General features: G+C 65.6%; 27 protein-coding genes and 2 riboswitches. Of the genes, 16 read left to right on the forward strand and 11 right to left on the reverse strand.

Annotated elements, in window-relative coordinates:
* Positions 1-513: 513 nt before the first annotated feature.
* The 13 genes from EA795_RS06130 to EA795_RS06190 all read left to right on the forward strand — a co-directional run bounded on the left by EA795_RS06130 (position 514) and on the right by EA795_RS06190 (position 15,093).
* Positions 514-1,848 (forward strand): flippase, encoded by a 1,335-nt coding sequence (locus tag EA795_RS06130; RefSeq protein ID WP_122076161.1) that lies wholly within the window; start codon positions 514-516, stop codon positions 1,846-1,848.
* Positions 1,845-2,906, forward strand: a complete 1,062-nt coding sequence (locus tag EA795_RS06135; RefSeq protein ID WP_122076163.1) for a nitroreductase family protein — start codon at positions 1,845-1,847, stop codon at positions 2,904-2,906. Before EA795_RS06130 ends, EA795_RS06135 begins: the two co-directional genes overlap by 4 nt.
* 8 nt (positions 2,907-2,914) lie before the next feature.
* A complete protein-coding gene (locus tag EA795_RS06140; protein WP_122076164.1) occupies positions 2,915-4,087 on the forward strand; it encodes a polysaccharide pyruvyl transferase family protein in 1,173 nt (390 codons plus the stop codon).
* A gap of 169 nt (positions 4,088-4,256) precedes the next feature.
* Positions 4,257-4,499 (forward strand): exodeoxyribonuclease VII small subunit, encoded by a 243-nt coding sequence (locus tag EA795_RS06145; RefSeq protein ID WP_014854021.1) that lies wholly within the window; start codon positions 4,257-4,259, stop codon positions 4,497-4,499.
* A complete protein-coding gene (locus EA795_RS06150) occupies positions 4,496-5,380 on the forward strand; it encodes a polyprenyl synthetase family protein (RefSeq protein ID WP_058076146.1) in 885 nt (294 codons plus the stop codon). The genes EA795_RS06145 and EA795_RS06150 overlap by 4 nt, the downstream gene beginning before the upstream one ends.
* A 117-nt stretch (positions 5,381-5,497) precedes the next feature.
* The gene (dxs, locus tag EA795_RS06155; RefSeq protein ID WP_122076166.1) at positions 5,498-7,399 is read left to right on the forward strand and encodes a 1-deoxy-D-xylulose-5-phosphate synthase; all 1,902 of its coding nucleotides are present in this window, start codon (positions 5,498-5,500) and stop codon (positions 7,397-7,399) included.
* A 265-nt stretch (positions 7,400-7,664) separates the two neighbouring features.
* Positions 7,665-8,720 (forward strand): nicotinate-nucleotide--dimethylbenzimidazole phosphoribosyltransferase, encoded by a 1,056-nt coding sequence (gene cobT, locus EA795_RS06160; protein ID WP_122076168.1) that lies wholly within the window; start codon positions 7,665-7,667, stop codon positions 8,718-8,720.
* A complete protein-coding gene (locus EA795_RS06165) occupies positions 8,717-9,493 on the forward strand; it encodes an adenosylcobinamide-GDP ribazoletransferase (protein WP_205891476.1) in 777 nt (258 codons plus the stop codon). Before cobT ends, EA795_RS06165 begins: the two co-directional genes overlap by 4 nt.
* Positions 9,478-9,996, forward strand: a complete 519-nt coding sequence (gene cobC, locus EA795_RS06170) for an alpha-ribazole phosphatase family protein (protein ID WP_058076143.1) — start codon at positions 9,478-9,480, stop codon at positions 9,994-9,996. The genes EA795_RS06165 and cobC overlap by 16 nt, the downstream gene beginning before the upstream one ends.
* A 277-nt stretch (positions 9,997-10,273) precedes the next feature.
* Positions 10,274-10,486: riboswitch (cobalamin riboswitch) on the forward strand.
* A 104-nt stretch (positions 10,487-10,590) separates the two neighbouring features.
* Entirely contained in the window at positions 10,591-12,513 is a 1,923-nt protein-coding gene (locus EA795_RS06175; RefSeq protein WP_122076172.1) for a TonB-dependent receptor, read from the forward strand.
* 113 nt (positions 12,514-12,626) lie between these two features.
* Entirely contained in the window at positions 12,627-13,400 is a 774-nt protein-coding gene (locus EA795_RS06180) for a substrate-binding domain-containing protein (RefSeq protein WP_122076174.1), read from the forward strand.
* Positions 13,388-14,374: a FecCD family ABC transporter permease gene (locus EA795_RS06185; protein ID WP_122076176.1), complete on the forward strand. Its 987-nt coding sequence runs from the start codon at positions 13,388-13,390 to the stop codon at positions 14,372-14,374. The genes EA795_RS06180 and EA795_RS06185 overlap by 13 nt, the downstream gene beginning before the upstream one ends.
* Positions 14,365-15,093, forward strand: coding sequence for an ABC transporter ATP-binding protein (locus EA795_RS06190; protein ID WP_122076178.1), 729 nt, complete (start codon positions 14,365-14,367; stop codon positions 15,091-15,093). The genes EA795_RS06185 and EA795_RS06190 overlap by 10 nt, the downstream gene beginning before the upstream one ends.
* Positions 15,094-15,237: 144 nt before the next feature.
* On the opposite strand, the gene EA795_RS06195 is transcribed toward EA795_RS06190, so the two are convergent.
* The 11 genes from EA795_RS06195 to nrdR all read right to left on the reverse strand — a co-directional run bounded on the left by EA795_RS06195 (position 15,238) and on the right by nrdR (position 23,511).
* A complete protein-coding gene (locus EA795_RS06195) occupies positions 15,238-15,642 on the reverse strand; it encodes a hypothetical protein (protein ID WP_043942661.1) in 405 nt (134 codons plus the stop codon).
* Entirely contained in the window at positions 15,639-16,256 is a 618-nt protein-coding gene (ribA, locus tag EA795_RS06200) for a GTP cyclohydrolase II (RefSeq protein WP_014854032.1), read from the reverse strand. The genes EA795_RS06195 and ribA overlap by 4 nt, the downstream gene beginning before the upstream one ends.
* Before the next feature lie 190 nt (positions 16,257-16,446).
* Positions 16,447-17,094, reverse strand: coding sequence for a retropepsin-like aspartic protease family protein (locus tag EA795_RS06205; protein WP_122076180.1), 648 nt, complete (start codon positions 17,092-17,094; stop codon positions 16,447-16,449).
* Between the two features lie 87 nt (positions 17,095-17,181).
* Positions 17,182-17,682, reverse strand: coding sequence for a phosphatidylglycerophosphatase A family protein (locus tag EA795_RS06210; protein ID WP_014854034.1), 501 nt, complete (start codon positions 17,680-17,682; stop codon positions 17,182-17,184).
* Between the two features lie 41 nt (positions 17,683-17,723).
* Positions 17,724-18,683 (reverse strand): thiamine-phosphate kinase, encoded by a 960-nt coding sequence (thiL, locus tag EA795_RS06215; RefSeq protein ID WP_122076183.1) that lies wholly within the window; start codon positions 18,681-18,683, stop codon positions 17,724-17,726.
* 10 nt (positions 18,684-18,693) lie between these two features.
* Entirely contained in the window at positions 18,694-19,176 is a 483-nt protein-coding gene (nusB, locus tag EA795_RS06220; RefSeq protein WP_058076134.1) for a transcription antitermination factor NusB, read from the reverse strand.
* The gene (ribH, locus tag EA795_RS06225; protein WP_065983730.1) at positions 19,173-19,649 is read right to left on the reverse strand and encodes a 6,7-dimethyl-8-ribityllumazine synthase; all 477 of its coding nucleotides are present in this window, start codon (positions 19,647-19,649) and stop codon (positions 19,173-19,175) included. Before ribH ends, nusB begins: the two co-directional genes overlap by 4 nt.
* Positions 19,650-19,804: 155 nt before the next feature.
* Positions 19,805-20,884: a bifunctional 3,4-dihydroxy-2-butanone-4-phosphate synthase/GTP cyclohydrolase II gene (ribBA, locus tag EA795_RS06230; RefSeq protein WP_122076185.1), complete on the reverse strand. Its 1,080-nt coding sequence runs from the start codon at positions 20,882-20,884 to the stop codon at positions 19,805-19,807.
* Positions 20,885-20,896: 12 nt separating this feature from the next.
* The gene (locus EA795_RS06235) at positions 20,897-21,559 is read right to left on the reverse strand and encodes a riboflavin synthase (RefSeq protein ID WP_122076187.1); all 663 of its coding nucleotides are present in this window, start codon (positions 21,557-21,559) and stop codon (positions 20,897-20,899) included.
* Between the two features lie 82 nt (positions 21,560-21,641).
* Positions 21,642-21,808: riboswitch (FMN riboswitch) on the reverse strand.
* Positions 21,809-21,919: 111 nt separating this feature from the next.
* Positions 21,920-23,047, reverse strand: coding sequence for a bifunctional diaminohydroxyphosphoribosylaminopyrimidine deaminase/5-amino-6-(5-phosphoribosylamino)uracil reductase RibD (gene ribD / locus EA795_RS06240; protein ID WP_122076189.1), 1,128 nt, complete (start codon positions 23,045-23,047; stop codon positions 21,920-21,922).
* Entirely contained in the window at positions 23,044-23,511 is a 468-nt protein-coding gene (gene nrdR / locus EA795_RS06245) for a transcriptional regulator NrdR (RefSeq protein ID WP_014854041.1), read from the reverse strand. The genes ribD and nrdR overlap by 4 nt, the downstream gene beginning before the upstream one ends.
* Before the next feature lie 114 nt (positions 23,512-23,625).
* On the opposite strand from nrdR, the gene EA795_RS06250 reads away from it, so the two are divergent.
* The 3 genes from EA795_RS06250 (at position 23,626) to thpR (ending at position 25,481) form a co-directional block, all read left to right on the forward strand.
* Positions 23,626-24,057 (forward strand): YbaY family lipoprotein, encoded by a 432-nt coding sequence (locus tag EA795_RS06250; RefSeq protein ID WP_240644997.1) that lies wholly within the window; start codon positions 23,626-23,628, stop codon positions 24,055-24,057.
* Entirely contained in the window at positions 24,054-24,710 is a 657-nt protein-coding gene (locus EA795_RS06255) for a class I SAM-dependent methyltransferase (protein WP_122076193.1), read from the forward strand. The genes EA795_RS06250 and EA795_RS06255 overlap by 4 nt, the downstream gene beginning before the upstream one ends.
* 234 nt (positions 24,711-24,944) lie before the next feature.
* Positions 24,945-25,481 (forward strand): RNA 2',3'-cyclic phosphodiesterase, encoded by a 537-nt coding sequence (gene thpR / locus EA795_RS06260; protein ID WP_122076195.1) that lies wholly within the window; start codon positions 24,945-24,947, stop codon positions 25,479-25,481.
* Positions 25,482-25,487: the final 6 nt, after the last annotated feature.

A 25,487-nucleotide genomic window follows, 5' to 3' on the forward strand; every position in this document is an offset into this window, starting at 1 on the left:
CGGCCTGTCAGGCGAGAGCGGGCTACAACTGTCGCTGTCCATAAAGGTTCGATGAAGAAAAAGGGATGGGCAGATTAATGGAATTCAGCGCGCGTTTGTCCGCCAATCGTTACGGCGTTTTACGCCGCTCGCGCTTGGCAGGCGTCGCGAAAGGCACGCTTACAGACTGATTCGACTGCTGACACACGGGATCCGACGAACTGCCTGGTGCACTCCGGGAGCGCCCGGCTGACTGCCAAACCAGGCCCCGTTACAGCCTCGCTCCGGTTCGCCTTCGCTCGCCGCAAACCCACGCATTACCGCCCTTTCAGGCCTGGCAGCCCATCCACCACGGCAGGCGGCGGGCGGTCGTGCAAACCCCGTCGCAAAGCCCGGGAGAAAGCGCCAGCAGCCCTGCGCCGCACGTCTGCGACTGGTCGCCGACCGGAACAAGCCCCCCGATGTCGGGTCAACCCTGCGTCGAAACAGGTGCCCCCCCACAGGCACCGCGAACTCCGAGGCCGGCTTCACCCGATGAGCGCAACCGCAATCCGATCCCTTTACCAGAAGCTGCGACTGTACCTGTTCAATACCTCATGGATGATGGCCGAGCGCCTGCTGAACATCGGCGTGGGCTTTGCCGTGGCGATCCTGCTGGCCCGTTACCTGGGACCGGAGCGGTTCGGCATCCTTTCCTATGCGATCTCGGTCACGGCGATCTTCGCCTCCGCCGGCCACATGGGCCTGGCCGGGCTGGTGGTGCGCGAAGTGGTGCGCGAGCCGCACGAGGTGCCGAAGATCCTGGGCACCACCTTCATGCTGAAGCTGACCGGCATGGCCATCGGCTTCCTGCTGGTGCTGGGATATGCCGTGCTGTTCGAGGAGATCGGCAGCCTGGAGTTCTGGATGCTGCTGATCGTCGCCTCGGCGATCTTCTTCCAGACCTTCGATGTCGTCGAGTACTGGTTCCAGTCCCAGGTGCAGGCCAAGTATCCGGCCATCGCCAAGTCCAGCGCGGTACTGCTGGCCGCGGCGCTGAAGGTCGGGCTGATTCTCTCCGGCGCCGGCCTGCTGGCCTTCGCCTTCGCCCATACGGCGCAGTTCGTCGTCGCCGCGCTGATTCTCGCCTACCTCTACAAGAGCACGACCCGCACATCGGTGATCGACTGGCAGGCGAACCTCGCCAAGGCCAAGCAGTTGCTCAGCCAGGGCTGGATCATCTACCTGAGTTCGATCTTCGCGGTGATCTACATGAAGATCGACCAGATCATGCTCAAGTGGATGGTCGGCGCGCAGGAAGTGGGTGTCTACGCGGTGGCCGCGCAGTTGTCGGAGGCCTGGTACTTCCTGCCGATCGCCGTGGTCGCCTCGTTCTTCCCGAAGCTGATCAAGCTGCGCGAAAGCGACAGCGAGCTGTTCAACCGGCGCCTGCAACAGCTGTTCGACTTCCTCTTCCTGGTCGCCATCGCGGTGGCGCTGGTGGTGACGCTGGTCGCCGGGCCGGTGATCGCCCTGCTCTTCGGCAGCAGCTATCAGGACTCCGCTTCGGTGCTGACCATCCATATCTGGGGCGGCGTGTTCATCTTCATGCGCGCCCTGTTCAGCCGCTGGATCCTGATCGAGAACGCGCTGATGTTCTCGCTGATCACCCAGGGCCTGGGCGCGCTGTTCAACGTCGGCCTCAACGTCCTGCTGATTCCGCGCCACGGCGCCGAGGGCGCCGCCATGGCGACGGTCATTTCCTATGCGATCGCCTCCTATGGCGCGCTGCTGCTGCATCCCAAGACCCGGCCGGTGTTCTTCATGATGACACGATCCCTTTTCAGTCCGTTTCGCTATGCATACAGCGCCGTAGGAGCGACCCGATGAACCTCAAGTCAATCGCCCAGGCCCTGCCCGAGCCGCTCAAGACACCCCTCAAGCAGGCCCGCGACGGCATCGGTCTGGCACTGATCAGGCTGTGTTCCCGTAACGGCTTCATGGCCTCGTTGTACTACTGCTTCCTGAGTCGCGAATTCGACCGCGAGCACCGCGCGGTGCTGCTCGGCCGGCTGCGCTTCGCCCGACTGATGCGCCGCAAGGGCGAGAACGATCCCTTCCTGCGGCGCAATGTGCACCGTCTGGAGAAAGGTCTGATCATGCGGCCGCGGCGCGGTACCTTCGCCGACGACTACATAGGCGCCACCGTGCGCTGCTACGCCGATGCCGCCCTCAGCAGAGGCATGCCGACCGGCCAGCAGCGCTGGGCCGGCGATGTGCTCAACGACTATTTCGCCGCCGTGGGCAGCACGCCGCGTATCGATTCGGCGCGCGATACCTTTGCCAGCGTGCAGGTCCGCGGCGATGCCAGCCGCTGCGTGCCCTACCCGCACAGCCAGTTGCCCGAATGCCCGGTCAGCTACGAACAGTTGCTGGTGCTGTTCCGGCGCCGCCGCTCGGTGCGCTGGTACCTGGACAAGCCGGTGGACAACGAGCTGATCCGACAGGCGGTCCGCGCCTCCAGCCTGGCGCCCTCGGCGTGCAACCGGCAACCCTTTCGCTTTCACGTCATCAACGACCCGGCCAGGGCCGCGGATGTCGCCAGTTGCGCGGGCGGCACGGCGGGCTTCCACGACAACCTGCCCTGCCTGATCGCCGTGGTCGGCGACCTGGGCGCCTACCCCGAGGCGCGCGATCGGCACGTCATCTACATCGACGGCTCGCTGGCCGCCATGCAGCTGATGCTGGCGTTCGAGAGCCTCGGGCTCTCCACCTGCCCGATCAACTGGCCGGACATCGAAGCAGCCGAACGCCGCCTGGCGCAGAAGCTGGGCCTGGCCTACCACGAACGCACCGTGATGCTGCTGGCGGTGGGCTACGCCGACCCGACCGGAGGCATCCCCTACTCGGACAAGAAGACCGACGAAGAATTGATCGTATTCACATGAGGTAAACGATGTTCATCGAAATCAGAAAGGCCGGCTTCATCAACAAGGGCGCGGAGCTGATGCTGCACGCCGCTCAGCAGAAGCTGAAGGAGCGCTATCCCGACGCCACCTTCGTCATGGCGCCCACCTCCAAGCGTTCGGATCATCCTTACCACAACCTGGTGAAGCTGGGCTTCTATCCCAAGGCCTCGCTCTGGCGCTACGGCATCCAGTGGGGCAACCTGGCCAACCTGGCACCACGCCCGTTGCGGGAAATGTACGGCGTGGTCCTCGACCGTGAAGTCGACGTGGTGATAGACGCCGCCGGTTTCGCCTACAGCGACCAGTGGGGCGAAGGGCCGTGCAGCGAGCTGGCGCAGTCGGCCAGGGCCTGGAAGAAGAACGGCACCAGCGTCATCCTCCTGCCCCAGGCGCTGGGGCCGTACGCCTCGGAGCGCAATCGCAAGGCGATGAAGACCGTGGCGGAGAACGTCGACCTGATATTCCCCCGCGAGCGGGTCTCCTACGAACTCCTCACCGAGGTGGTGGGCGAGCAGCCGAACATCCGCCAGGCGCCCGACTTCACCAACCTGATTGCCGGCGTACTGCCGGAGAACTTCGATGCCGAGCAGAACCGCTTCTGCATCGTTCCCAACTGCCGGATGCTCGACAAGACCGACCAGGCGACACGCGATGCCTATCTGCCCTTCCTGATCAAATGCACCGAATTGCTGCTGCGCAAGAACGCCCGGCCCTTCGCCCTGGTGCACGAAGGCAAGGACGACCGGGCGCTGGCGGACAAGTTCTCGGCAGCCGTCGGCGGCATCCCGGTGGTCCAGGAAAAGGACGCGCTGCGGATCAAGGGCATTCTCGGCGCCTGCAGCGGCACCCTGGGCAGCCGCTTCCATGGCCTGGTCAGCGCGTTATCCCAGGGCGTGCCGTCGCTGGCGACCGGCTGGAGCCACAAGTACCAGATGCTGTTCGAGGACTACGGGCTCCCCGAAGGCCTGCTGGAGGTCGGCGCCAGCGATGCCGAGATCGAGCGCAAGATCGCCTGGATAACCGACGACCGCGAACGGATCCAGGCACAACTCAAGGAACGCGCCGAACAGCTCAAGGCGCAATCCGAACAGATGTGGCAGCAGGTGTTCGCGGTGATCGATCAGCGCACCGAGCAGCGGCAGGCCCGGCGCTCGGCCTGAGCACATCGAGCCCTCCTGATGGCGCCCATGCTCTGCGTGGGCGCCCCAACAGCTACTTCCGCCTTTCAGCGTCTTTATGCTGGCTGCTTGTCCCTGGCCGCTGCTTTTTCCGCCCAGCTCTGCTAGTGTCGCGACCGTTTCAGAACCGCCGCACAGAACAGGTTCCGCCATGGCCCGCAAGAAAGTCGCCCTCGATTTCGAACAATCCCTCGCCGAGCTGCAACAGCTGGTCGAACGACTGGAAAGCGGCGAGCTGTCGCTGGAAGACTCGCTGACCTGTTTCGAGCAGGGCATCGGCCTGACCCGCGACTGCCAGGCGGCCCTCAGCCAGGCCGAGCAGAAGGTGCAGATCCTGCTGGAGCGTGACGGCAAGCTGCAGGAAACGCCCTTCGAGGTGGACCCCGAAGCATGATCGCCTATCAACAGCGCTGCCAGGCGCGCGTCGACGACTGCCTGAACACCCTCTTCGTCCCGCCCCGTCCACAACTCGAACGTCTCTACCAGGCCATGCGCTACAGCGTGATGAACGGCGGCAAGCGCGTGCGCCCGCTGCTGGTGTACGCCGCCTGCGAAGCACTCGAAGGTGATGCGGCCCAGGCTGATGGCGCCGCCTGCGCGGTCGAGCTGATCCACGCCTATTCGCTGGTGCATGACGACCTGCCGGCCATGGATGACGACGACCTGCGCCGTGGCCAGCCCACCACCCACAAGGCCTTCGACGAGGCCTGCGCGATCCTCGCCGGAGACGGCCTGCAGAGCCTCGCCTTCGAAGCACTGGCGGCAGCGGCGCACAACCCGGCCGACCCGGCGCTGCGCCTGGAAATGTTCAGCAGCCTGGCGCGTGCCGCAGGACCGGCCGGCATGGTCGGCGGCCAGGCCATCGACCTCGGTTCGGTGGCGCGCAAGCTCGACCGCGAGGCGCTGGAGCTGATGCACCGGCACAAGACCGGCGCCCTGATCGAGGCGTCCGTGCGCCTGGGCGGCCTGGCCAGTGGCCGTGCCGACGACACCAGCCTCGCCGCGCTGCAGCAGTATGCCCAGGCCATCGGCCTGGCGTTCCAGGTGCAGGACGACATCCTCGACGTGGAAAGCGACACCGCCACGCTGGGCAAGCACCAGGGCGCCGACATCGCCCGCGACAAGCCCACCTATCCGTCCCTGCTGGGCATGGACGCGGCAAAGGCCTACGCGCTGGAACTGCGCGACCTGGCGCTGCACGCGCTGCAACCTTTCGGCGCGAGCGCCGACCCACTGCGCGAGCTGGCCCGCTTCATCGTCGAACGCCGCAGCTGAGCAGCGCGGGGCGCTCGTATTCCGGCTGCCCGGCGACCGTTGGCGCCGCGGTCATTCTTATCGTCGGGCCCATCGGGTAAACTGCGGCTCTTTTTTCAGATAAAAACGATTCGCCCGATGCTCAAGACGTTCCATGAGATCCCTCGGCTTCGCCCCCAAACGCCCATTCTTGACCGCGCCGCCACGCCCGCGCAGCTGCGTCGCCTGGGCGAGGCGGAACTCGAAGAGCTCGCCAACGAACTGCGCCAGGAACTGCTGTTCAGCGTCGGCCAGACCGGCGGGCACTTCGGCGCCGGACTCGGCGTCATCGAGCTGACCATCGCGCTGCATTACGTTTTCGATACGCCGGACGATCGCCTGGTCTGGGATGTCGGCCACCAGGCCTACCCGCACAAGATCCTCACCGGCCGTCGCGAGGGCATGGCCAGCCTGCGCCAGAAGGACGGCCTGGCCGCTTTCCCGCGCCGCTGCGAAAGCGAGTACGACACCTTCGGCGTCGGCCACTCCAGCACCTCGATCGGCGCCGCGCTGGGCATGGCCATTGCCGCTCGCCTGCAGGGACAGCAGCGCAAGTCCATCGCCGTGATCGGCGACGGCGCACTGACCGCCGGCATGGCCTTCGAAGCACTCAACCATGCGCCGGAAGTCGGCGCCGACATGCTGGTGGTGCTCAACGACAACGACATGTCGATCTCGCGCAACGTCGGCGGCATGTCCAACTACCTGGCGAAGATCCTCTCCAGCCGCACCTACAGCAGCATGCGCGAAGGCAGCAAGAAAGTGCTCTCGCGTCTGCCCGGCGCCTGGGAGATCGCCCGTCGCACCGAGGAATACGCCAAGGGCATGCTGGTACCCGGCACCCTGTTCGAGGAGCTCGGCTGGAACTACATCGGCCCCATCGACGGCCATGACCTGCCGACGCTGATCGCCACCCTGCGCAACATGCGCGACCTCTCCGGCCCGCAGTTCCTGCACGTGGTGACTAAGAAGGGCAAGGGCTTCGCCCCGGCGGAAGTCGACCCCATCACCTGGCATGCGATCAACAAGCTGGAACCGCTGGACGCCCCCAAGAAGCCCAAGGCACCGTCCGGCCCGCGCTACTCCAACGTGTTCGGCCAGTGGCTGTGCGACATGGCCGAGGTCGATGCGCGCCTGACCGGCATCACCCCGGCGATGAAGGAAGGCTCCGATCTGGTGGCCTTCAGCGAGCGCTTTCCCGAGCGCTACTTCGACGTCGCCATCGCCGAGCAGCACGCGGTGACGCTGGCCGCCGGCATGGCCTGCGAAGGCGCCAAGCCGGTGGTGGCGATCTATTCCACGTTCCTCCAGCGCGCCTATGACCAGCTGATCCACGATGTGGCGGTGCAGAACCTCGACGTGCTGTTCGCCATCGACCGCGCCGGCCTGGTGGGCGAGGATGGCCCGACCCACGCCGGCAGTTTCGATCTGTCGTACCTGCGCTGCATTCCCGGCATGCTGGTGATGACCCCCAGCGACGAGAACGAGATGCGCCGCATGCTCACCACCGGCTACCTGTTCGAAGGGCCGGCGGCGGTGCGCTATCCGCGCGGCACCGGCCCCAATGCACCTATCGAGCGCGGCCTGGAGCCGCTGGAAATCGGCAAGGGCGTGGTCCGCCGCCAAGGCTCGAAGGTCGCGCTGCTGGTGTTCGGCGTACAACTGGCCGAAGCGCTGGCAGTGGGTGAAACCCTGGATGCCACGGTCGTCGACATGCGCTTCGTCAAACCCCTGGACGAAGACCTGGTGCGCCAACTGGCCGACAGCCATGACCTGCTGGTAACCATCGAAGAAAACAGCATCATGGGCGGCGCCGGCAGCGCGGTGAACGAGTTCCTGGCCCGCGAAGGCCTGCTCCAGCCCATCCTCAACCTCGGCCTGCCCGATCATTACGTCGAACACGCCAAACCGGCCCAGATGCTCGCCGAATGCGGTCTGGACGAGGCAGGGATCGAGGCGGCGGTGCAGCGAAGGCTGGAGAAGCTGCAAAGCGGCAATTGACGCTTTGGCGAAGCGGCTTCTCCTCTCTTCCACCAGTGGCGAGGGGGAAAGCGGTCTCTGCATAGGCACACTCCTGGCATCCCGCACGAACCGCTCCCTCTCCCCTCGCGGGAGAGGGCTGGGGTGAGGGGGCGCCCCTGCACAGCGCCAAACCAACACCAACCACTTGTCCTTCCGCCATTCCCGGCAGTAAGGTGCCCGCCATCTCTTCCCTCACTCATCCCGCACCGGCTCGTCTACAGCCTCGGTGCTATCGAGCCTTCCGATGCATTCCCTGCCTCATATCGTCATCCAAAGCCCCGATCCTACTTTGCTCCCCGCCCTGCGCCACAAGATCGATCGCAAGACCAAGCCGCTGGGCGCCTTGGGTGTACTGGAAGCCCTGGCACTACAGATCGGCCTGATCCAGCAGAGCCTGACGCCCAGCCTGCGTCGCCCGAGCCTGACCATCTTCGCCGCCGATCATGGCCTGGCGCGCGCCGGTGTCAGCCTGTATCCGCCGGAAGTCACGCCGCAGATGGTCTACAACTTCCTCGCCGGCGGCGCGGCCACCAATATCTTCGCCCGCCAGCACGGCTTCGCCCTACAGGTGGTCGACGCCGGCGTCAACGCCGACTTCCCCAGCGACCTGCCGCTGCGCCACGAGAAGCTCGGCTTCGGTACCGCCAATGCGCTGGAAGCCCCGGCGATGAGCCGTACCCAGGCCATACAGGGTCTGGAAACCGGGCGGCGCATCGCCCATGAGGAAGTGGAAAAAGGCAGCAATGTGCTGGCCTTCGGCGAGATGGGCATCGGCAATACCTCCAGCGCCACACTGCTGTCGCACTTTCTCGCCGACCTGCCCATCGCCGCCTGCACCGGGCGCGGAACCGGCCTGGACGATGCCGGGCTGGCGCGCAAGATCGCCACCCTGGAAGCTGTCGCAGCTCGTGTCGGGCCCGGGCCGCACGAGGTGATCGACATCCTGGCGGAGGTCGGCGGCTTCGAAGTGGTGATGATGACCGGCGCCATGCTCGGTGCCGCGGAGAAAGGCGCGCTGATCGTCATCGACGGTTTCATCGCCAGCGCAGCGCTGCTTGCAGCGATGCGGATCGCGCCCGCGGTACGCGACTATGCCGTGTTCGGCCATCGTTCCCACGAAGGCGGTCATCCACTGTTGCTGAACCATCTGCTCGCCACACCGCTGCTGCAGCTGGACCTGCGCCTCGGTGAAGGCAGCGGCGCCGTGCTGGCCTGGCCGCTGCTGCAGGCGGCCTGCGGCTTTCTCAACGAGATGGCCTCCTTCGAGGAAGCCGGCGTGAGCGGCGAGGCGGCGCAGTGAACGAACGCTCCTTGCTGCGTCGGGAGTGCGATCGCCTCCTGCTCTCGCTGCAGTTCTTCACCCGTATCCCGATTCCCGCTCGGGTGCCCTATTCCGAAGACGAACTCAACCAGGCAGCGATCTACTTTCCGCTGATCGGCACCCTGATCGGCGCGCTCTGTGCGCTGGCCTATTGGGGCGCCTCGTTTGTCTGGCCAGTGCCGGTGGCGATACTGCTGAGCATGGCGTTCGGCCTGCTGCTGACCGGCTGCTTCCACGAGGACGGGCTGGCCGACTGCATGGATGGCATGGGCGGTGGCTGGGATCGTGAGCGTATCCTCACCATCATGCAGGACTCGCGCCTGGGGACTTTCGGCGCCGCCGCGCTGATCGGCGCACTGGGCGGCAAGTTCCTCCTGCTGAGTTCGCTGCCGCCGGCGCTGATCGTCCCGGTGATGGTGCTGGCGCACACGCTCAGCCGCCTCAACGCCGCCAGCATGATGCTTACCGAGACCTATGCCCGCCCCGAAGGCAAGGCCAAGCCGCTGGCGGTGCGCATGTCGGCGACCGGGTTGCTGATCGCGGCCATTCTGGCGCTGCTGCCTTTTATCTGGATCGAGGTACCGGCGCCTTTCTGGCTGGCGTTGCTGCCGCTGATCGCGCTGCGTCTGTGGTTCGCTCGCTGGCTGCGCAAGTGGATCGGTGGTTTCACCGGCGACTGCCTGGGCGCGCTGCAACAGCTGAGCGAGCTGACCTTCCTGCTGGGAGTCCTGGCGCTGTGCCGCTTTGTCTGATTCGCCACACCCGCGTGGCGGCGCCCGCCGGCCTCTGCTATGGCCAGCTCGACGTTCCCTTGGCCGACACCTTCGCCGAGGAGACGCAGGCGGTCCGTGAAACGCTGGCCCACCAGTTTCCAGCGGGTCTACCGCCGATCTGGAGCAGCCCGAGCCTGCGCTGCCGCAGCCTCGCCGAAGCCCTGGACGCTCCGTTCAGGCTCGACCCGCGTCTGCGAGAGTTGAACTTCGGCGACTGGGAAGGACGCACCTGGGTGGAACTGGACTCTCCCGAAGCGCGCCACTGGGGCGACAACTGGCAGACTGCCGCGCCGCCACAAGGCGAAAGCCTGCCCGAACTGCTGCAGCGCCTGCGCAATTTTCTCGCCGAGATCGATAGTCGCGACGCGCTGTTGATCACCCACGCCGGGCCGATCCGCGCGCTGCACCACCTGCTGCTGGGCGAAGCGCTGGAAATGGCATTCCGCCGGCCAGTCGGCTATGGCGAGCTGCTGTGCCTGTGAACGGTCGGAGCCTGCGCACCGTTCCGTAGGGCCAAATTCATTCTGCCGCCGGCACGCCAACGGTCGAACAAGTTCGACCCTACGGTACAGGCCGAGCCCAGCTGCTTTAGCCGTCCTGACCCTCCGAGGTGCCCACGCAGGAGCATGGGCACCATCAGGACAGGCACTCCGATCGCTCCCATGCTCCTGCGTGGGAGCGCCAGCCACCACCACGCCTGGGCATCCCCGCCCTTTCTCAACCACAGTCATTGCCATCGGCAGCCTCGCCGGCTATGGTGCGCGCGTTTTCCTTTCAGGTGTGCTGCCCAAAGCGCGCATTAAACGGGAAGCCGGTGCGTTCAAGCGAACAATCCCGGCGCTGCCCCCGCAACGGTAATCGACCGCGATCCCCGGGATCGCCGTTCGCTCAAACGCCACTGTGCCCCGGCATGGGAAGGCGAGCGCGATGCGAGTCGAGAGCCCGGAGACCGGCCTGAGCGGATTCGACTGGTGTTGCGGAGGGCAGCACCGTCAAGCGCGGCTGCCTGTATCCGGATTCCACGCTTGTTCCTGCCCTCCTCAAAAGTGCTTCGATCTTTTGAGGATTTCTTACCGATGAAACTGTCCCGTTTGGCCCTGGCCATCGCCCTGACGCCCGGCCTGGCGCTCGCTGCCGATGAGACTTCGTCCAGCACGCAATTGCCGCCCATGGTGATTACCCGCGCGACCAACCTGAAAGCGCCGACCCCCGCCAGCGTAGCGGTGATCGACCGCGAGCAGATCGAGGCCAGTGCCAGCAGCGACCTGCTCGATGTACTGCGCAGCCAGGCCGGCCTGCAGATTCGCGACACCATGGGTGACGGTAACCGCGCCGCCATCAGCCTGCGCGGTTTTGGCGAAAATGCCGCCAACAACACCCTGGTCCTGGTCGATGGTCGCCGCCTGAATCAGCCGACCCTGGCCAGCGCTGACCTGAACAGCGTCCCGCTGGCGAATATCGAGCGGATCGAGATCATTCGTGGCGCCGGAACCGTTCTCTATGGCGATCAGGCCGTGGGCGGTGTCATCAACATCATCACGCGCACCCCATCCAGCGACGAGGCCTATGTCGAAGCCAGCCGAGGCAGTCACGACCATGAAGCCTTTCGCGGGCACCTGCATCAGCAGCTCGGGGGTGGTTTCTCGCTGTATGCGAGTGGCGAAACCCGCAGCAACGACAATTACCGCGACCATAACAACGCCGACTACAGCAATGCCTTCGCCCGCCTGCGTTATGAACACGACAACGGCCACGTGTTTTATGAATACCAGACGGTGGATGACGAACTGCTTTTTCCCAACGCACTTTCTCTGGCTCAGCGCCGCCAAGACCGCAAGCAGAGCAGCTCGCAGTCCTGGAACGACAGCAAAAGCCAGGTTCATCGCCTGGCGCTGGAACAGCGCCTGAGTGAAGTCTGGAGTGCGCACCTCGACTACAGCCACAGCGATCAGGATGGAGTCGGCAGTTTCGGCCCCGGCTCTGAATTCACCCAGGGCACACGTATCGAAACCATCAGCCCGCGTCTTACCGCCCGATTCGATTGGCCTCTCGGGCAAGCCGAATGGCTGCTGGGCCATGACCATATCACCAGCGATTACGAGTACCTGGCTTCGTGGGGCGACACCCTCGCACAACAAACCCTGCGCGACTGGTACACACAGTTCAGCCAGGATCTCGGGAATGGATTGAACTTGGTGATCGGTTACCGCGCCAGCGAAGCGGATGACGAAAGCACCGCTTCCAGCCGAGCGCATCGTGATCGCGAAGGCAGCAGCAGTATCGGCCTGAGCTGGCAAGCCAACGAACAGACCCGCGTATTCATCAGGCGCGAGGACGTTCTACGCTGGGCCAATGTCGACGAAAACGGTTTTACTTCGCCAGATGTCACCTTTCTCAAACCGCAAACCGGCGAATCCTGGGAAAGCGGCGTCGAGTGGAACAACGGCATCCAGCAATACCGCCTCACGGTGTATCGCCTGGAACTGGAAGACGAGTTGATGTATGACCCGACCGCACCCGGCCCCAACAGCGCCTGGGGCTTCGATGGCGCCAACATCAACCTGGACAAGACCCTGCGCAAGGGCGTTCTGCTCGAAGCCGAACGCCAACTCAGCGCTGATCTGAGTATTGGTGGTCAGTACAGCTTCACCGATTCCGAGTACCGCGACGGCAGCTTCAAGGGCAACGATGTGCCTTGGGTCTCGCGCCACAGCGCCAGTGCCCACGTGAGCTATGAAATCCTGCCGGGGCTGCGGAGCTACGTGGAAGCGGTATACACCGGCAAGCGCTATTACTCGGGTGACGATGCCAATATCCAGCAGAAGGCCGGCAGCTATACCTTGGTCAATGCCGCACTGGCCTATGAATACAGGCAGTTCAACACCAAACTACGGATCAACAACCTGACCGGCAAGCGCTACGATGCCTTCGCCACCGCCGCCAGCCGCTATCCTGCTCCCGAGGAGGAGGTACAACTGAGCGTCGGTTACCGATTCTGAATGCTCTTGCCGAGGCGCCACGGACTGCCGTGGCGCCCAAGCGGAAGAAGCAGGATCGGGCACCCAATGATCGTCTCTCTGCCTGCTGAAACTCACCGAAGTACGTGCCTCTCATGCGCCACCACCCCGTTCGCCTTCTGCTGCCCCTGCTTCTGCTGCTGCCGTGGATGGCCTCAGCCGCTCCCCAACGCATCCTCTCCCTCGGCCTGTGCGCGGACTGGCTGATCGCCCATCATGCGGACCGGGACAATGTCGTGGCCCTGTCGCAGCTGCAACGCCGTTACCCCATCGACTGGATCGGCCCCGAGTGGCCCGTGCACGATGGCAGTCTGGAGCAGATCGTCGCCCTGCGTCCCGACCAGGTGTTGTCCGGCCAGTATTCGGCGACACAGATTCGTCAGCGCCTGGAGACCCTGGGCGTACACGTCGAGGTGCTGCCGCTGCCGCGCACCCTGCAACAGGTGGTGGAGTACGAAAAACAGTTCCTGCACGCCCTGCAACTACCGGAAACGCTCGCCAGCACCGTGCCCGCCCCGATGCCCCGACCGGCCAGGCCGCAGCGCCTGCTGCTGCTCGGCGCCAACGCCATCGGCACCGGACAGGGCACGCTGGAACATGAAATTCTCGAGCACGCCGGCTGGACCAACTACCTGACCGAGCCCGGTTACCAGCGCTTGGACCTGGAGCGGATCGCCAGTGACCCACCGGATGCGATTCTATGGGCCGCGCCCAAGCATCGCGCGCGCGCCAACCAATTCGCCGAGCACCCGGCGCTGGCCAGGGCCGTACCGGCCGAGCGCTGGCTGACCAGCGAATTCTGGCGCTGGCAATGTCCGGGACCATGGACCTGGGAACTGATAGGACAATTGCACCAATGGCTCGATTGATCACGCCATTGCTCGGTGGCTTGCTGCTGATCGCCGCCCTGCTCTCGCTGAGCCTGGGCTCGACGTCGGTCAACACGGCTGGCGGGCTGCTCGACTGGCTGCGCGGAGCGGACACGCTCGAGGCCATCGTGATCGGCGATATCCGCCTGCCGCGCACCCTGCTGGCCATCTGCGTCGGCGCGGCGCTGGGCCTCTCCGGCGCCGCGTTGCAGGGGCTGCTGCGCAATCCGCTGGCCGACCCCGGTCTGATCGGCGCCAGCCAGGGCGCGGCGCTCGGCGCGGCGGCGGTGTTCTACTTCGGCCTGCTGTCCTTCGCCGGCGAGATGGCGCCGGCGCTGGCCGGGCTGCTCGGCGCCGGCATCGCCCTGGTCCTGATGCTGGCCCTGGCCGGCTCCTCGCGGCCTTCGATGGTGATCATGGCGGGGCTGGCGATTTCCACCATCAGCGGCGCCGCGCTGGCGATGGTGCTCAACTTCGCGCCCAATCCCTTCGCCATGCAGGAACTGGTGTTCTGGTTGCTGGGCTCGGTGTCCGAGCGCGGGCTGGATCACCTGCGCATCCTGCTGCCGGCCCTGCTGATCGGCGGCGTCCTGATTCTGCGTCAACGTCCGCTGCTGTACGGCCTGAGCCTCGGCGAACGCACCGCGCAGAGCCTGGGGCTGAACGTCAAACGCGGCAGCCGGCTGATCGTCCTCGGCGCGGCGGTGCTGGTCGGCTCGGCGGTGGCGGTGGCCGGTGCGATCGGCTTCGTCGGGCTGATCGTGCCGCACCTGGTTCGCCCGCTGGTCAATCACCGTCCCGATCGTCTGTTGATCCCTTCGATGCTGGCCGGCGCCACGCTGGTGCTCTGCGCCGACCTGGTGGTTCGGCTGCTGCCGCCAGGGCGCGAACTCAAACTGGGGGTGCTCACTTCGCTGATCGGGGCGCCACTGTTCATCTGGCTGGTCTGGCGGGAGCGGCAGAAATGGAGCTGATCCGTGCCCAGGATCTGAGCGTGGACGAGCGCCTGCAGGGCGTCGATCTGTCCCTGGCGGCCGGCGAAGTGCTGGGCATCATCGGCCCCAACGGCTCGGGGAAATCCACCCTGCTCAACTGCCTGGCCGGCGTGCAACGGTATCGCGGCCAGGTGCTTATCGGCGGCCAGCACAGCCAACGCTTGAGCGCCAATGAACGGGCGCGCCAGGTGGCGCTGCTGCCTCAGGCCAGTCAGAGCGCCTGGGCCCTGAACGTGGCGAACATCGTTACCCTTGGCCGCCTGCCCTGGGGCGACGAGGATGCGGACAAGATTCACCACGCCATGCACCAGGCCGGCGTCTGGCAGTGGCATGACCGGCGTATCGACCAGCTCTCCGGCGGCGAGCAGACGCGCGTCTGGCTGGCACGCGTGCTGGCCGGCGAGCCTCGGGTGCTGATCGCCGACGAGCCGGTGGCCAGCCTCGACCTGTACTACCAGCGGCATATTCTCGAACTGCTCAGGACCTACGCCGGCGAAGGGCGCGGCGTGCTGGTGTCGATCCACGATCTGGCCCTGGCCACGCGCTATTGCGACCGCCTGTGCCTGATGCATCAGGGCCGTCTTTATCGAAGCGGCACGCCGCAAGAGGTGCTGACGCCGGAACACCTGGCCGAGGTGTTCCAGGTCGAGGTGCATGTGGATTTCAGCGTGCAGCCGCCCATCATCCAGCCGCGATAAATCACAGCCAAACGCAGCCACACCGTAGCCGTAGGGCCGAACTGGTTCGGCCGACAACCTCACCAACGGCCGAACCAGTTCGGCCCTACAAGCTGTGCATTACCGCGAACAGCCAACATGCCCAGCAGCCGCAGCACGCGAAGTTCAGAGCACCTGGCGCGGAATGCGGTACAGGAAGAAGGTCATCAGGCTGCCGAAGACCAGCAGCAGACAAGCCACACCGCCCAGGCCCGACAGCGAGCCCAGCGCCGCCAGCCAGGCCGGCAGCGCGGCCCAGTACAGGCCCAGCACCTGGGCCTTCTGCAAGGCGGCCCAGCGCTCACGCTCGCCGGCCTGGTCTCGTTCCTCTAGCGCGAAGAGCGCACGCTTGAACGACGAAAAGGCCTTGAGGCTCGGGAACAGGGCGAACAGGCCCGTGATGAAGATCGCCATGGGCGGCAGGCCGAGGTTGAAGTCGATGGGCCCCAGCAGCAGCCAGGGCAGCAGGCACAGCGCCAGCCAGAACCACCACAACCGATTCAGTCGAGTCCTTTCTTCGGTACGCTTCATGATTGCTCGGCTTCACCCTGATGGATTTCGCCGAGCAGGTGACCCAGCTTGCCGGCCTTGGTAGCCAGGTACTTGCGATTGTGCGGGTTATGGGCGATCTGCAGCGGCTTGCGCTCGGCGATACGAATGCCGAAACCCTGCAGCGCCTTGACCTTGCGCGGATTGTTGGTCATCAGCTTGATTTCGGAGATGCCCAGGTGTTCCAGCATCGGCAGGCAGATCGCGTAGTCACGCATGTCCGGGGCGAAACCCAGGCGCTCGTTGGCTTCGACGGTATCGGCGCCCTGGTCCTGCAGCTCGTAGGCGCGAATCTTGTTCAGCAGACCGATACCGCGACCTTCCTGGCGCAGATAGAGCAGCGCACCACGCCCCTCGTCGGCAATGGCCTTCAGCGCGGCTTCCAGCTGGAAGCCGCAATCACAACGCAGGCTGAACAGCGCATCGCCGGTCAGGCACTCCGAATGCAAGCGACCCAGCACGGGCCGGCCATCGGCGACATCGCCCATCGTCAGTACGACATGCTCCTTGCCGGTGTCCTGGTCGAGAAAACCATGCATGGTGAACACACCGAACGGCGTCGGCAATTGGGAAGCGGCGACGAACACGACAGACACCGGAGGAACTCCAGAAGCGGAAAAGCGGACATTGTAACAGCAGCACCATTGCTCTGGTGGATGCTTTGGTTTGGAGGCTGGAGGCTGGAGGCTGGAGGCTGGACAGTATCTGACCTAACGCCAACCCCCCGTCAAGCTTGTTCGTCCAGCTTTCCCAGCCTCCAGCGCCCTTATCGGCTTTTCGTCATTTTCAGATCTTCGACTCGAGCCTCAGCACACCCTGGTCCTCGCGCCAGCTGACGCGCCCAAGGAAACTCATGCCCAGCAGCGCCTCGGTGGGCGACGCACCTTCCACCACCACCGCCTCCACACCCATCACGTCGATGGCGCCGACCTTGACGCTGTTGAGGTGCACCTTCCAGGCCTTTGCCGTGCCGCTGGCGGTGCCGACCACGATCTGCCTGCCGTCGACGCGATAATCGATGCCCAGGCGGCGCGCCTGGTTTTCGTTAATGGCCACCGAGGTGGCACCGGTGTCGACAAGGAACTGCACCGACTGGCCGTTGATCGAGCCGGCGATCCAGTAGTGACCGCCCTGCCCCTTGGCGATGCTCAGCTGCTTGCGCTCGGGCTCGGCAAAACCCGAGCTGAGCTCACGGCTGAGACCGTAGCTACGCTCGATACCTTCGACCCGCAGCACGGCGCCCCTTGAGTCGGCGCTGACCACCACGACACCACCCGGCCCAGTCTGCCCCACCCGCACCAGTTTGCGCTGGCCGTCGACATTCAGCACCGCGGCACCGGGAAATAAACCCACCACCTGCACTCGTGGCGCGGCGGTAGTGGTGGCGGCGATCAGCGACAGCGTGGCGGTCAGCAGCAGGGCGAGAAAACGCATCGGCGAAAATTCCTGGAGAACCGGGCGGAACGGCATTCTTCCACGGGCCGTGCGCTGGTTACGGCGACCCGCCGCACAGTCCGAAGCTCAGCCGAACGTCAGCACGGCCAGATGCACCAGACCACAGGCGGCGAAGCCGGCGAGGATGTCGTCGAGCATGATGCCCAGGCCACCGGTCACATTGCGGTCGATCCAGCTGAGCGGCCAGGGCTTGACGATATCCAGCACGCGAAACACGACGAAGCCGAGCAGCAGCCAGTGCCATCCGGCGGGCACCAGCCAGAAGGTGATCCAGATACCGGCGAATTCGTCCCAGACGATGCCTTCGTGGTCATGCACGCCCAGGTCCTGCGCGACCTTGCCGCACAGCCAGATGCCGAACAGCATGCTGGCGACGATCAGCAGCCCGTAGGCCCAGCCCGGCAGGGTCTGCCACAGCGGCACGAAGGCCAGCGCCAGCAACGAACCCCAGGTACCAGGCGCCTTCGGCAAGGTACCGGAGCCAAAACCGAAGGCCAGGTTGTGCCAGGGATTGCTCCATACCGACAGTGGCATCGCCTCGGTGGCGGGTTGCAGGGAATCAGTCAAGACGGCTGTCCTCTCCGGGCTGGCCGAGCGGCGAAGCGCGCTCAGGCATTGAAATGGTTGTAACCCTGGCGGTCGATGGGGACGTCCTTGCCGTCGGCATCCAGCAGCCGCACGCCCTCGCCCGCCTCGATGCGGCCAATCACCCGAATCGGCCAGCCATCGGCCAGCAGACCCGGCAGTTCTTCCCTCGGCAAAGCGAAGGCCAGCACATAGTCGTCACCGCCCGCCAGGCCGCACTGCAAGGCCCTCTCCCGGCCCGCCCAGCGCACCAGGGCATCGGACAGCGGCACCCGCGCCTGCTCGATGGCGAGCCGCACGGAAGAGGCCGCGGCGATATGGCCGCAATCGGCCAGCAGGCCATCGGAAATGTCCAGTGCCGCCGTGGCCTTGCCACGCAAGGCCTGGCCCAACGCCAGTTGCGGCTGTGGCGACCAGTAGCGGTCGAGCAGAGCCGAAGCTTCGGCGCTAGCGCCCTCGCGCTCCCCCAGCACCAGCGGCAGTGCGCCCGCCGCATCGCCAACCGTACCGCCGACACAGAGCAGATCGCCCACGCGGGCGCCGCTGCGCAGCAATGCCTGGCCCGCCGGCACGCGACCGAATACGGTCAGGGTCATGCTCAGCGGGCCGCGTGTGGTGTCGCCGCCGATCAGGCGCATGTCGCACGCAGCGGCCATGATATCCAGCCCGCGGGCGAACGCCTCCAGCCAGCCGGGTTCGGCCAACGGCAGGGACAAGGCAAGGGTAAAACCGATGGGCGTCGCTCCCATGGCCGCCAGGTCGCTGGTGGAAACCGCCAGCGCACGCTGGCCGAGCAGGCAGGGATCGCAGGGGTCGGGAAAATGCACACCGGCGACGAGGGTGTCGGTGGATATCACCAGTTGCTCGCCAGCGGGAACGGCGAGCAAGGCGCAATCGTCACCGATGCCCAACACGACATCGCCGCCAGCCCTGGCGCAAGCGGCGGCGGCGAAGTAGTGACGGATCAGCTCGAACTCACCCATCGGGGCCGGATCAGGGCTTGCGGGCGCGGACTTCGGCGCTGCGCAGGCTGGGCGCCAGCTTGTCCAGCACGCCGTTGACGAACTTGTGCCCGTCGGTGGCGCCGAACACCTTGGCCAATTCGATGCCCTCGTTGATCACCACACGATAGGGCACGTCGATGCGCTGCATCAGCTCGTAGGTGGACAGGCGCAGAATGGCCAGCTCCACCGGGTCGAGCTCGTCCAGCGGGCGGTCGAGATGGGGCACGATGGCACCGTCGACTTCGCCCTTGGCGCGGGCGACGCCGGTCAGCAGTTCGTGGAAATAGGCACCATCGACACCCGAGAAATCATTGTCGACGCGAAACTGCGCCTCGATCTCGTTCAGGTTCTGGCCCGCCATGTGCCACTGGTACAGCGCCTGCATCGCCAGGCTGCGCGCTACGCGGCGCGTGGCGATCTTGCCCTTGGCCTTGGGCTGGGGTTCCTGGCTGTCGTCGCGATTGAGGCTCACTTGGCCTCCAGCTGCGCCAGCAGGCTTACCATTTCCAGTGCGGACAGTGCAGCCTCGGCACCCTTGTTGCCGGCCTTGGTGCCGGAACGCTCGATGGCCTGCTCGATGGAATCGACGGTCAGTACACCGAAGGCCACCGGCACGCCAAACTCCATGGAGACCTGGGCCAGGCCCTTGGTGCATTCACCGGCGACGTATTCGAAGTGCGGAGTGCCGCCACGAATGACCGCACCCAGGGCGATGATGGCGTCGTACTCGCCCTGCTGGGCGACCTTCTGTGCAACCAGCGGAATCTCGAAGGCACCCGGCGCACGGATGATGATGATGTCGTCTTCGCTAACACCGTGGCGCACCAGCGCATCAACGGCGCCACTTACCAGGCTCTCGACGACGAAGCTGTTGAAGCGGCCCACTACCAGGGCGAATTTCCCTTGCGGGGCGATGAAGGTACCTTCGATGGTCTTCAGGGTCATGGAACAGGTCTCGTATACGTTAAAGAGCTTGGATAAGGTACTGCTGTTGTAGGAGCGAATTTATTCGCGAATGGCTTGGCACCGTGCCGGCCCTTTTCGCGAATAAATTCGCTCCTACAGGGAATCTTGAGGGACCGCGCAGTAGCGCGGCAGTCCTACTCAGCGGGCAGGTATTCTACAACTTCCAGATCAAAGCCGGATATCGCGTTGAACTTCATCGGCGAACTCATCAGGCGCATCTTGCGCACACCGAGGTCGCGCAGAATCTGCGAACCGGCACCCACCGTGCTGTAGATCGCCGGCGTCGGCGGCACCTGACGGTTGAGCTGGGCCAGCAGTTGCGGCCCGGTGAGCGGGTTGCCCAGCAGCAGCACCACGCCGCTGCCGGCCTTGGCCACTTCGCCCATGGCCGCGCGCAGACTCCAGCGCCCCGGCACGTTGACCAGCAGCAGGTCGCGTAGCGGCTCCATGTTGTGCACGCGCACCAGGGTGGGCTGCTCGGGGCCGATCTCGCCCATGGTCAGCGCCATGTGCACGGTGTCCTCGACGCTGTCGCGGTAGGTCACCAGATTGAACTGGCCCAGCTCGGTGTCCAGCGGCTGCTCGGAAACGCGCTCGATGGTGCGCTCGTGGATCATGCGGTAATGGATCAGGTCGGCAATAGTGCCAATCTTGATGCCATGCAGCTCGGCGAAGGCTTCCAGCTCCGGGCGGCGGGCCATGGTGCCGTCGTCGTTCATGATCTCGCAGATCACGCCGCTGGCATCGAAGCCGGCCATGCGCGCCAGGTCGCATGCAGCCTCGGTGTGGCCGGCACGTGCCAGCACGCCGCCGGGCTGGGCCATCAGCGGGAAGATGTGGCCGGGGCTGACGATATCTTCGGCCTTGGCGCCTTTCGCCGCAGCGGCCTGCACGGTACGCGCGCGGTCGGCAGCCGAGATGCCGGTGGTCACGCCTTCGGCCGCCTCGATGGAGACGGTGAACTTGGTGCCGAAGCCGGAACCGTTGCGCGCCGCCATCAGCGGCAGTTGCAGGGTTTCGCAGCGCTCCTTGCTCATGGGCATGCAGATCAGGCCACGAGCGAAGCGCGCCATGAAGTTGATGTGCTCGGCCTGGCAGCATTCGGCGGCCATGATCAGGTCGCCTTCGTTCTCGCGGTCCTCGTCATCCATGAGAATGACCATCTTGCCGGCGCGGATGTCTTCGAGCAGTTCGTCTACGGTATTGAGTGCCATCGTCGCCATTCCTTAATTCTTCAGGTAGCCATGTTCGGCCAGAAAACCTTCGCTGATGCCGCCGGATGTCGGCTCGGCCGCCTTGTCGCCCTGCAGCAGGCGCTCCAGGTAACGCGCCAGCAGATCCACTTCGAGATTCACCTGCCGCCCGGGCCGGTAGTCGACCATGATGGTCTCACTCAGCGTGTGCGGCACTATAGTCAGCTCGAACTCGGCGCCATTGACCACATTCACCGTCAGGCTGGTGCCGTCGACGGTGATCGAGCCCTTGAAGGCGATGTACTTGGCCAGCTCGCGCGGCGCGCGGATGCGAAACTGCACGGCGCGGGCGTTTTCCTCGCGCGCGACGATCTCGCCGACGCCATCCACGTGGCCGCTGACCAGGTGCCCACCGAGGCGGCTGGTAGGCGTCAGGGCCTTTTCCAGGTTGACCTTGCTGCCCGCCTTGAGATCGATGAAGGCAGTGCGCGCCAGGGTTTCGCGGCTGACGTCTGCCCAGAAGCCGTTGCCCGGCAGCTCCACCGCCGTCAGACAGACACCGTTGACCGCGATGCTGTCGCCGAGCTTGACGTCGCCCAGATCCAGCTTGCCGGTCTCGACCAGTACCCGCACGTCGCCGCCCTTGGGCGTGAGCGCACGGATGGTGCCGATGGCTTCGATTATTCCTGTGAACATGACGAACTCCTGTTTTGAGAAAAACAGGGCGTTGCAGATCGAAAGGGATGCAGCGCGCGCACGAACGGCGCACGTCAAGGTATCCCGCTCTCTCTCATCCGGACTTACAAGCCAAGGAAGCCTGATTACCGTCGGCCCCGGAATCGCACCGGGTCTGCTGACCTTGTCTGTTACAACCGACAAGCGCTCGCGGGCTAGGCCGAGGCCATTACCGCCGGTGGGGAGTTTCACCCCGCCCTGAGAACGTTGGGCCTGTCGCGGCCCGGCGCAGTTTTTACCACAAACGCGCCCGATTTGCAGCGTACATGGGATTTTGCGCTGACTATGGCGATCAGAGGCGACGGCAATGACGATGGCGAATCAGTCGGGCTTCGCTTGCGCGGTGCTCGGCACGGCGCAGATTTTCCAGTCGTCACCTACCGCACGGATGTCAAGTATCTTCAACTCCCGCGCTTCGCTCATGCGCTCCAGCGGCAGATCCAGCAGTGGCCGCGCGGACGAGCCGAGGAATTTCGCCGCGACGAATATCTGGTATTCGTCGATCAGCCCCAGCGCGGCGAAGGCGCCCGCCAGGCGCGGGCCGGCTTCGAGCAGGACTTCGTTGGCACCACGCTCGGCGAGCGCCGCAAGCAGTGCCGGCAGATCGACGCGCCCCTCGGCATTGGCCAACGCCAGCAACTCATGCCCCGCTGCGCGATACGTCTCGGCGCGCGCGCTCGATGCAGAAGCGACCAGCGCCGGTCCGGCCTGGAAGAACGGCGCATCCAGCGGCACCCGCTGGCGCCCGTCGACCAGCACCCGCAGCGGCGGGCGCTGCAGGGCCAGATCGGTCTGTTCGGCATCCAGCCCCAGTTCGGCAGCGCGCACCGTAAGCCGCGCGTCGTCCATCAGCACCGTATCGGCGCCGGTCAGCACCGCGCTGGAGCGGGCGCGCAAGCGTTGCACTTCGGCGCGCGCCGCCGGGCCGGTGATCCACTGGCTCTCGCCGCTGGCCATTGCGGTACCGCCGTCCAGGCTCATCGCCAGCTTGGCACGCAGATACGGCAGGCCGTGTTCCATGCGCTTGACGAAGCCGATGTTCAGCTCTCGCGCTTCGCCTTCCAGCACGCCGCTGGCCACCTCGATGCCGACACTGCGCAGGCGCTCCAGCCCGCGCCCGGCCACCAGCGGATTGGGATCGCGCATGGCTGCGACCACCCGCGCCACACCGGCCTTGACCAGCGCCTCGGCGCAGGGCGGCGTGCGGCCATGGTGGCTGCAGGGCTCGAGGGTCACATAAGCCGTGGCGCCGCGGGCGCGATCGCCGGCCTGGCGCAGCGCATGCACCTCGGCGTGAGGTTCGCCGGCACGCACGTGCCAGCCCTCGCCGACCCGCTCACCGTCACGCACGATGACGCAGCCGACACGGGGATTCGGGTGGGTGGAATACAGTCCCTTGCGCGCCAGTTGCAGCGCGCGGGCCATCCAGGCGTGGTCGGAGGTGGTCATTCGTGCTTCGCAGGTTCGCGGGACAGACGCTCGATCTCTTCGCGGAATTCGTTCAGATCCTGGAAGCGGCGATAGACGGAGGCGAAGCGGATGTAGGCGATTTCATCGAGTTTCTGCAGCTCGGCCATCACCAGTTCGCCAACCACCAGCGACTTGATTTCGCGCTCACCGGTGGCGCGCAGCTGATGCTTGATATGCGCAATGGCCGCTTCCAGCCGCTCGACGCTGACCGGGCGTTTCTCCAGCGCGCGCTGCATGCCGGCACGCAGCTTGTCTTCGTCGAAGGGCTGGCGACTGCCGTCCTGCTTGATCAGCCGCGGCATCACCAGTTCGGCGGTTTCGAAGGTCGTGAAGCGCTCGCCGCAGGCCAGGCATTCGCGCCGGCGACGGACCTGATCGCCCTCGGCGACCAGGCGCGAATCGATGACCTTGGTGTCATGTGCAACGCAGAAGGGACAATGCATGAGTTGGGCTGGTCAGACGTGAAAGAGGGCCATGGTAGCGCATCCGACCGGCAAGACAAGCTGACGGACTTGCTGCTATACAGGCGCCCGTTCACCCGCCCCGAGGAGCCGTCCGTGCCGTTACGTTCCCTAGTTTCGCTCGCATTCACAGCCCTGCTTGCAGGCTGTTCGAGCCAGCCCGCCAGCGAGCCGGAAGCCACCCAGCCCGTCGAGCTGAGCAAAGCCCCGCACTCGAAGCTGCTCAATGAATTGAGCGGTACGCTGATCGGTGCCCCCGAAGGCAGCGAGGTGGAGCTGGCGCTGCTGGAGGTCGATCGCCGCGACCAGCCGGATCGCCTGCTGAGCAACCTGCTGCTGAGCGGTCGCGGCTCGGCGCTGCCGTTCATCCTGCAGTTCAACCCCGACAGTTTTCCCGCCGGCCAGCGCGTGGAACTGCGCGGTCGGGTGACCCAGGACGGCCAGCTGATCATGCGCCTGCCTCCTCGGCAGATTCACAGCCCGGCAAGTCAGGCACTGGGGCCGCTGCGGCTGGTGCCAGCGCCATGAACGCACCGGTAACCCTCGAAGGCGCTCTCGGCGAACTGCTGGGCGATGCCCGCCTGTGCATCGCAACCTTGCCAGGTACCGACCTTCGCCTGTGGCTGATCGACCCGGCCAACATGGATCGCGCCTTCAGCCCCGAGGAAACCCGGCGGATTCTCGAGGAGCCACCCTATTGGAGTTTCTGCTGGGCCAGCGGGCTGGTGCTGGCGCGCTGGCTGGCCGAACACCCCGAATGGGCTCGCGGCAAGCGCGTGCTGGATTTCGGTGCCGGCTCGGGTGTGGCGGCCATCGCGGCGGCCAGGGCCGGCGCGGCCGAAGTGGTGGCCTGCGACCTCGACCCGCTGGCGCTGCAGGCCTGCCGCGCCAATGCGGCGCTCAATGGGGTGACGCTGGGTTATTCGGAGGATTTCTTCGCCGAGGCCGACCGCTTCGACCTGATCATCGTCGCCGACGTGCTCTACGACCGCGCCAACCTGCCGCTGCTGGATCAGTTCCTCAGCCGCGGCCGCGAGGTGCTGGTGGCCGATTCGCGGGTGCGTGATTTCCAGCATCCGCTGTACGAGCGCCTCGACATCCTCGACGCCTGCACCTGGCCGGATCTGGCCGAACCCGCCGAATTCCGCCGGGTCAGCCTGTATCACGCCCGGCGGGCGTGATATCGGGGAGGCGCCATGGTTCATGCGACTTTCAAAAAGAAGCCTCAAAAGCTTCGCGCCGAGGGCGGCACTCCCACAAAGCAAAGCCCCGACCGCACCATCGTGGCCGCGTCCCGCGGCGAATGCAGGCGCGAGCCTGCCAGCAAAGCCAAAAGCTTCGCGCAGAGGGCAGCACTCCCACGAAAGCGGAGCGCTCACCGCACCGCTCTCAAGCCCCGGAGGGTGAGCTGAAAAATGGCGACTGAAGATACCCTGCGTCTGTTCTTCGCCCTGCCCTGCCCACCGGAGCAGGCGGCGGCCATCTGCAGCTGGCGCGACCGACATGCGCTGGGCGGGCGCCCGGTGGCGCTGGAAAACCTGCACCTGACCCTGGCCTTCCTCGGCGCGCAGCCGGCAGCACGCCTGGATGCGCTGCGACATCTGGCCACCGGAGTCACAAGTGACAGCTTCGAGCTGACCCTGAACCGCCTGATCACCCTCGGCAAAGGTTTCGCCTGCCTGGCGCCGGGCGAAGCACCGCCCGCCCTGCTGCAGTTGGCCGGCAGCCTTGCCGAGCGCCTGGGTGCGCTGGGCATCGTGCTCGACAGCCGTCCTTACCTGCCGCATATGACGCTGGCGCGCCAGGCCCCCACGCAAGCGCATGGCGCCGCCGCAACCTTCGGCTGGAAGGCCGAGCGCTTCGTGCTCTATCGGTCGCAGAACACCGCCGACGGCGTGCGTTATAGCGAGCTGGGCAGCTGGCCGCTGCGCTCCGCAGCCGCCCCGGACTGAGGTCGG

This window comes from Stutzerimonas nitrititolerans, from assembly GCF_003696285.1.
GTDB classification, from domain to species: Bacteria; Pseudomonadota; Gammaproteobacteria; order Pseudomonadales; family Pseudomonadaceae; genus Stutzerimonas; species Stutzerimonas nitrititolerans.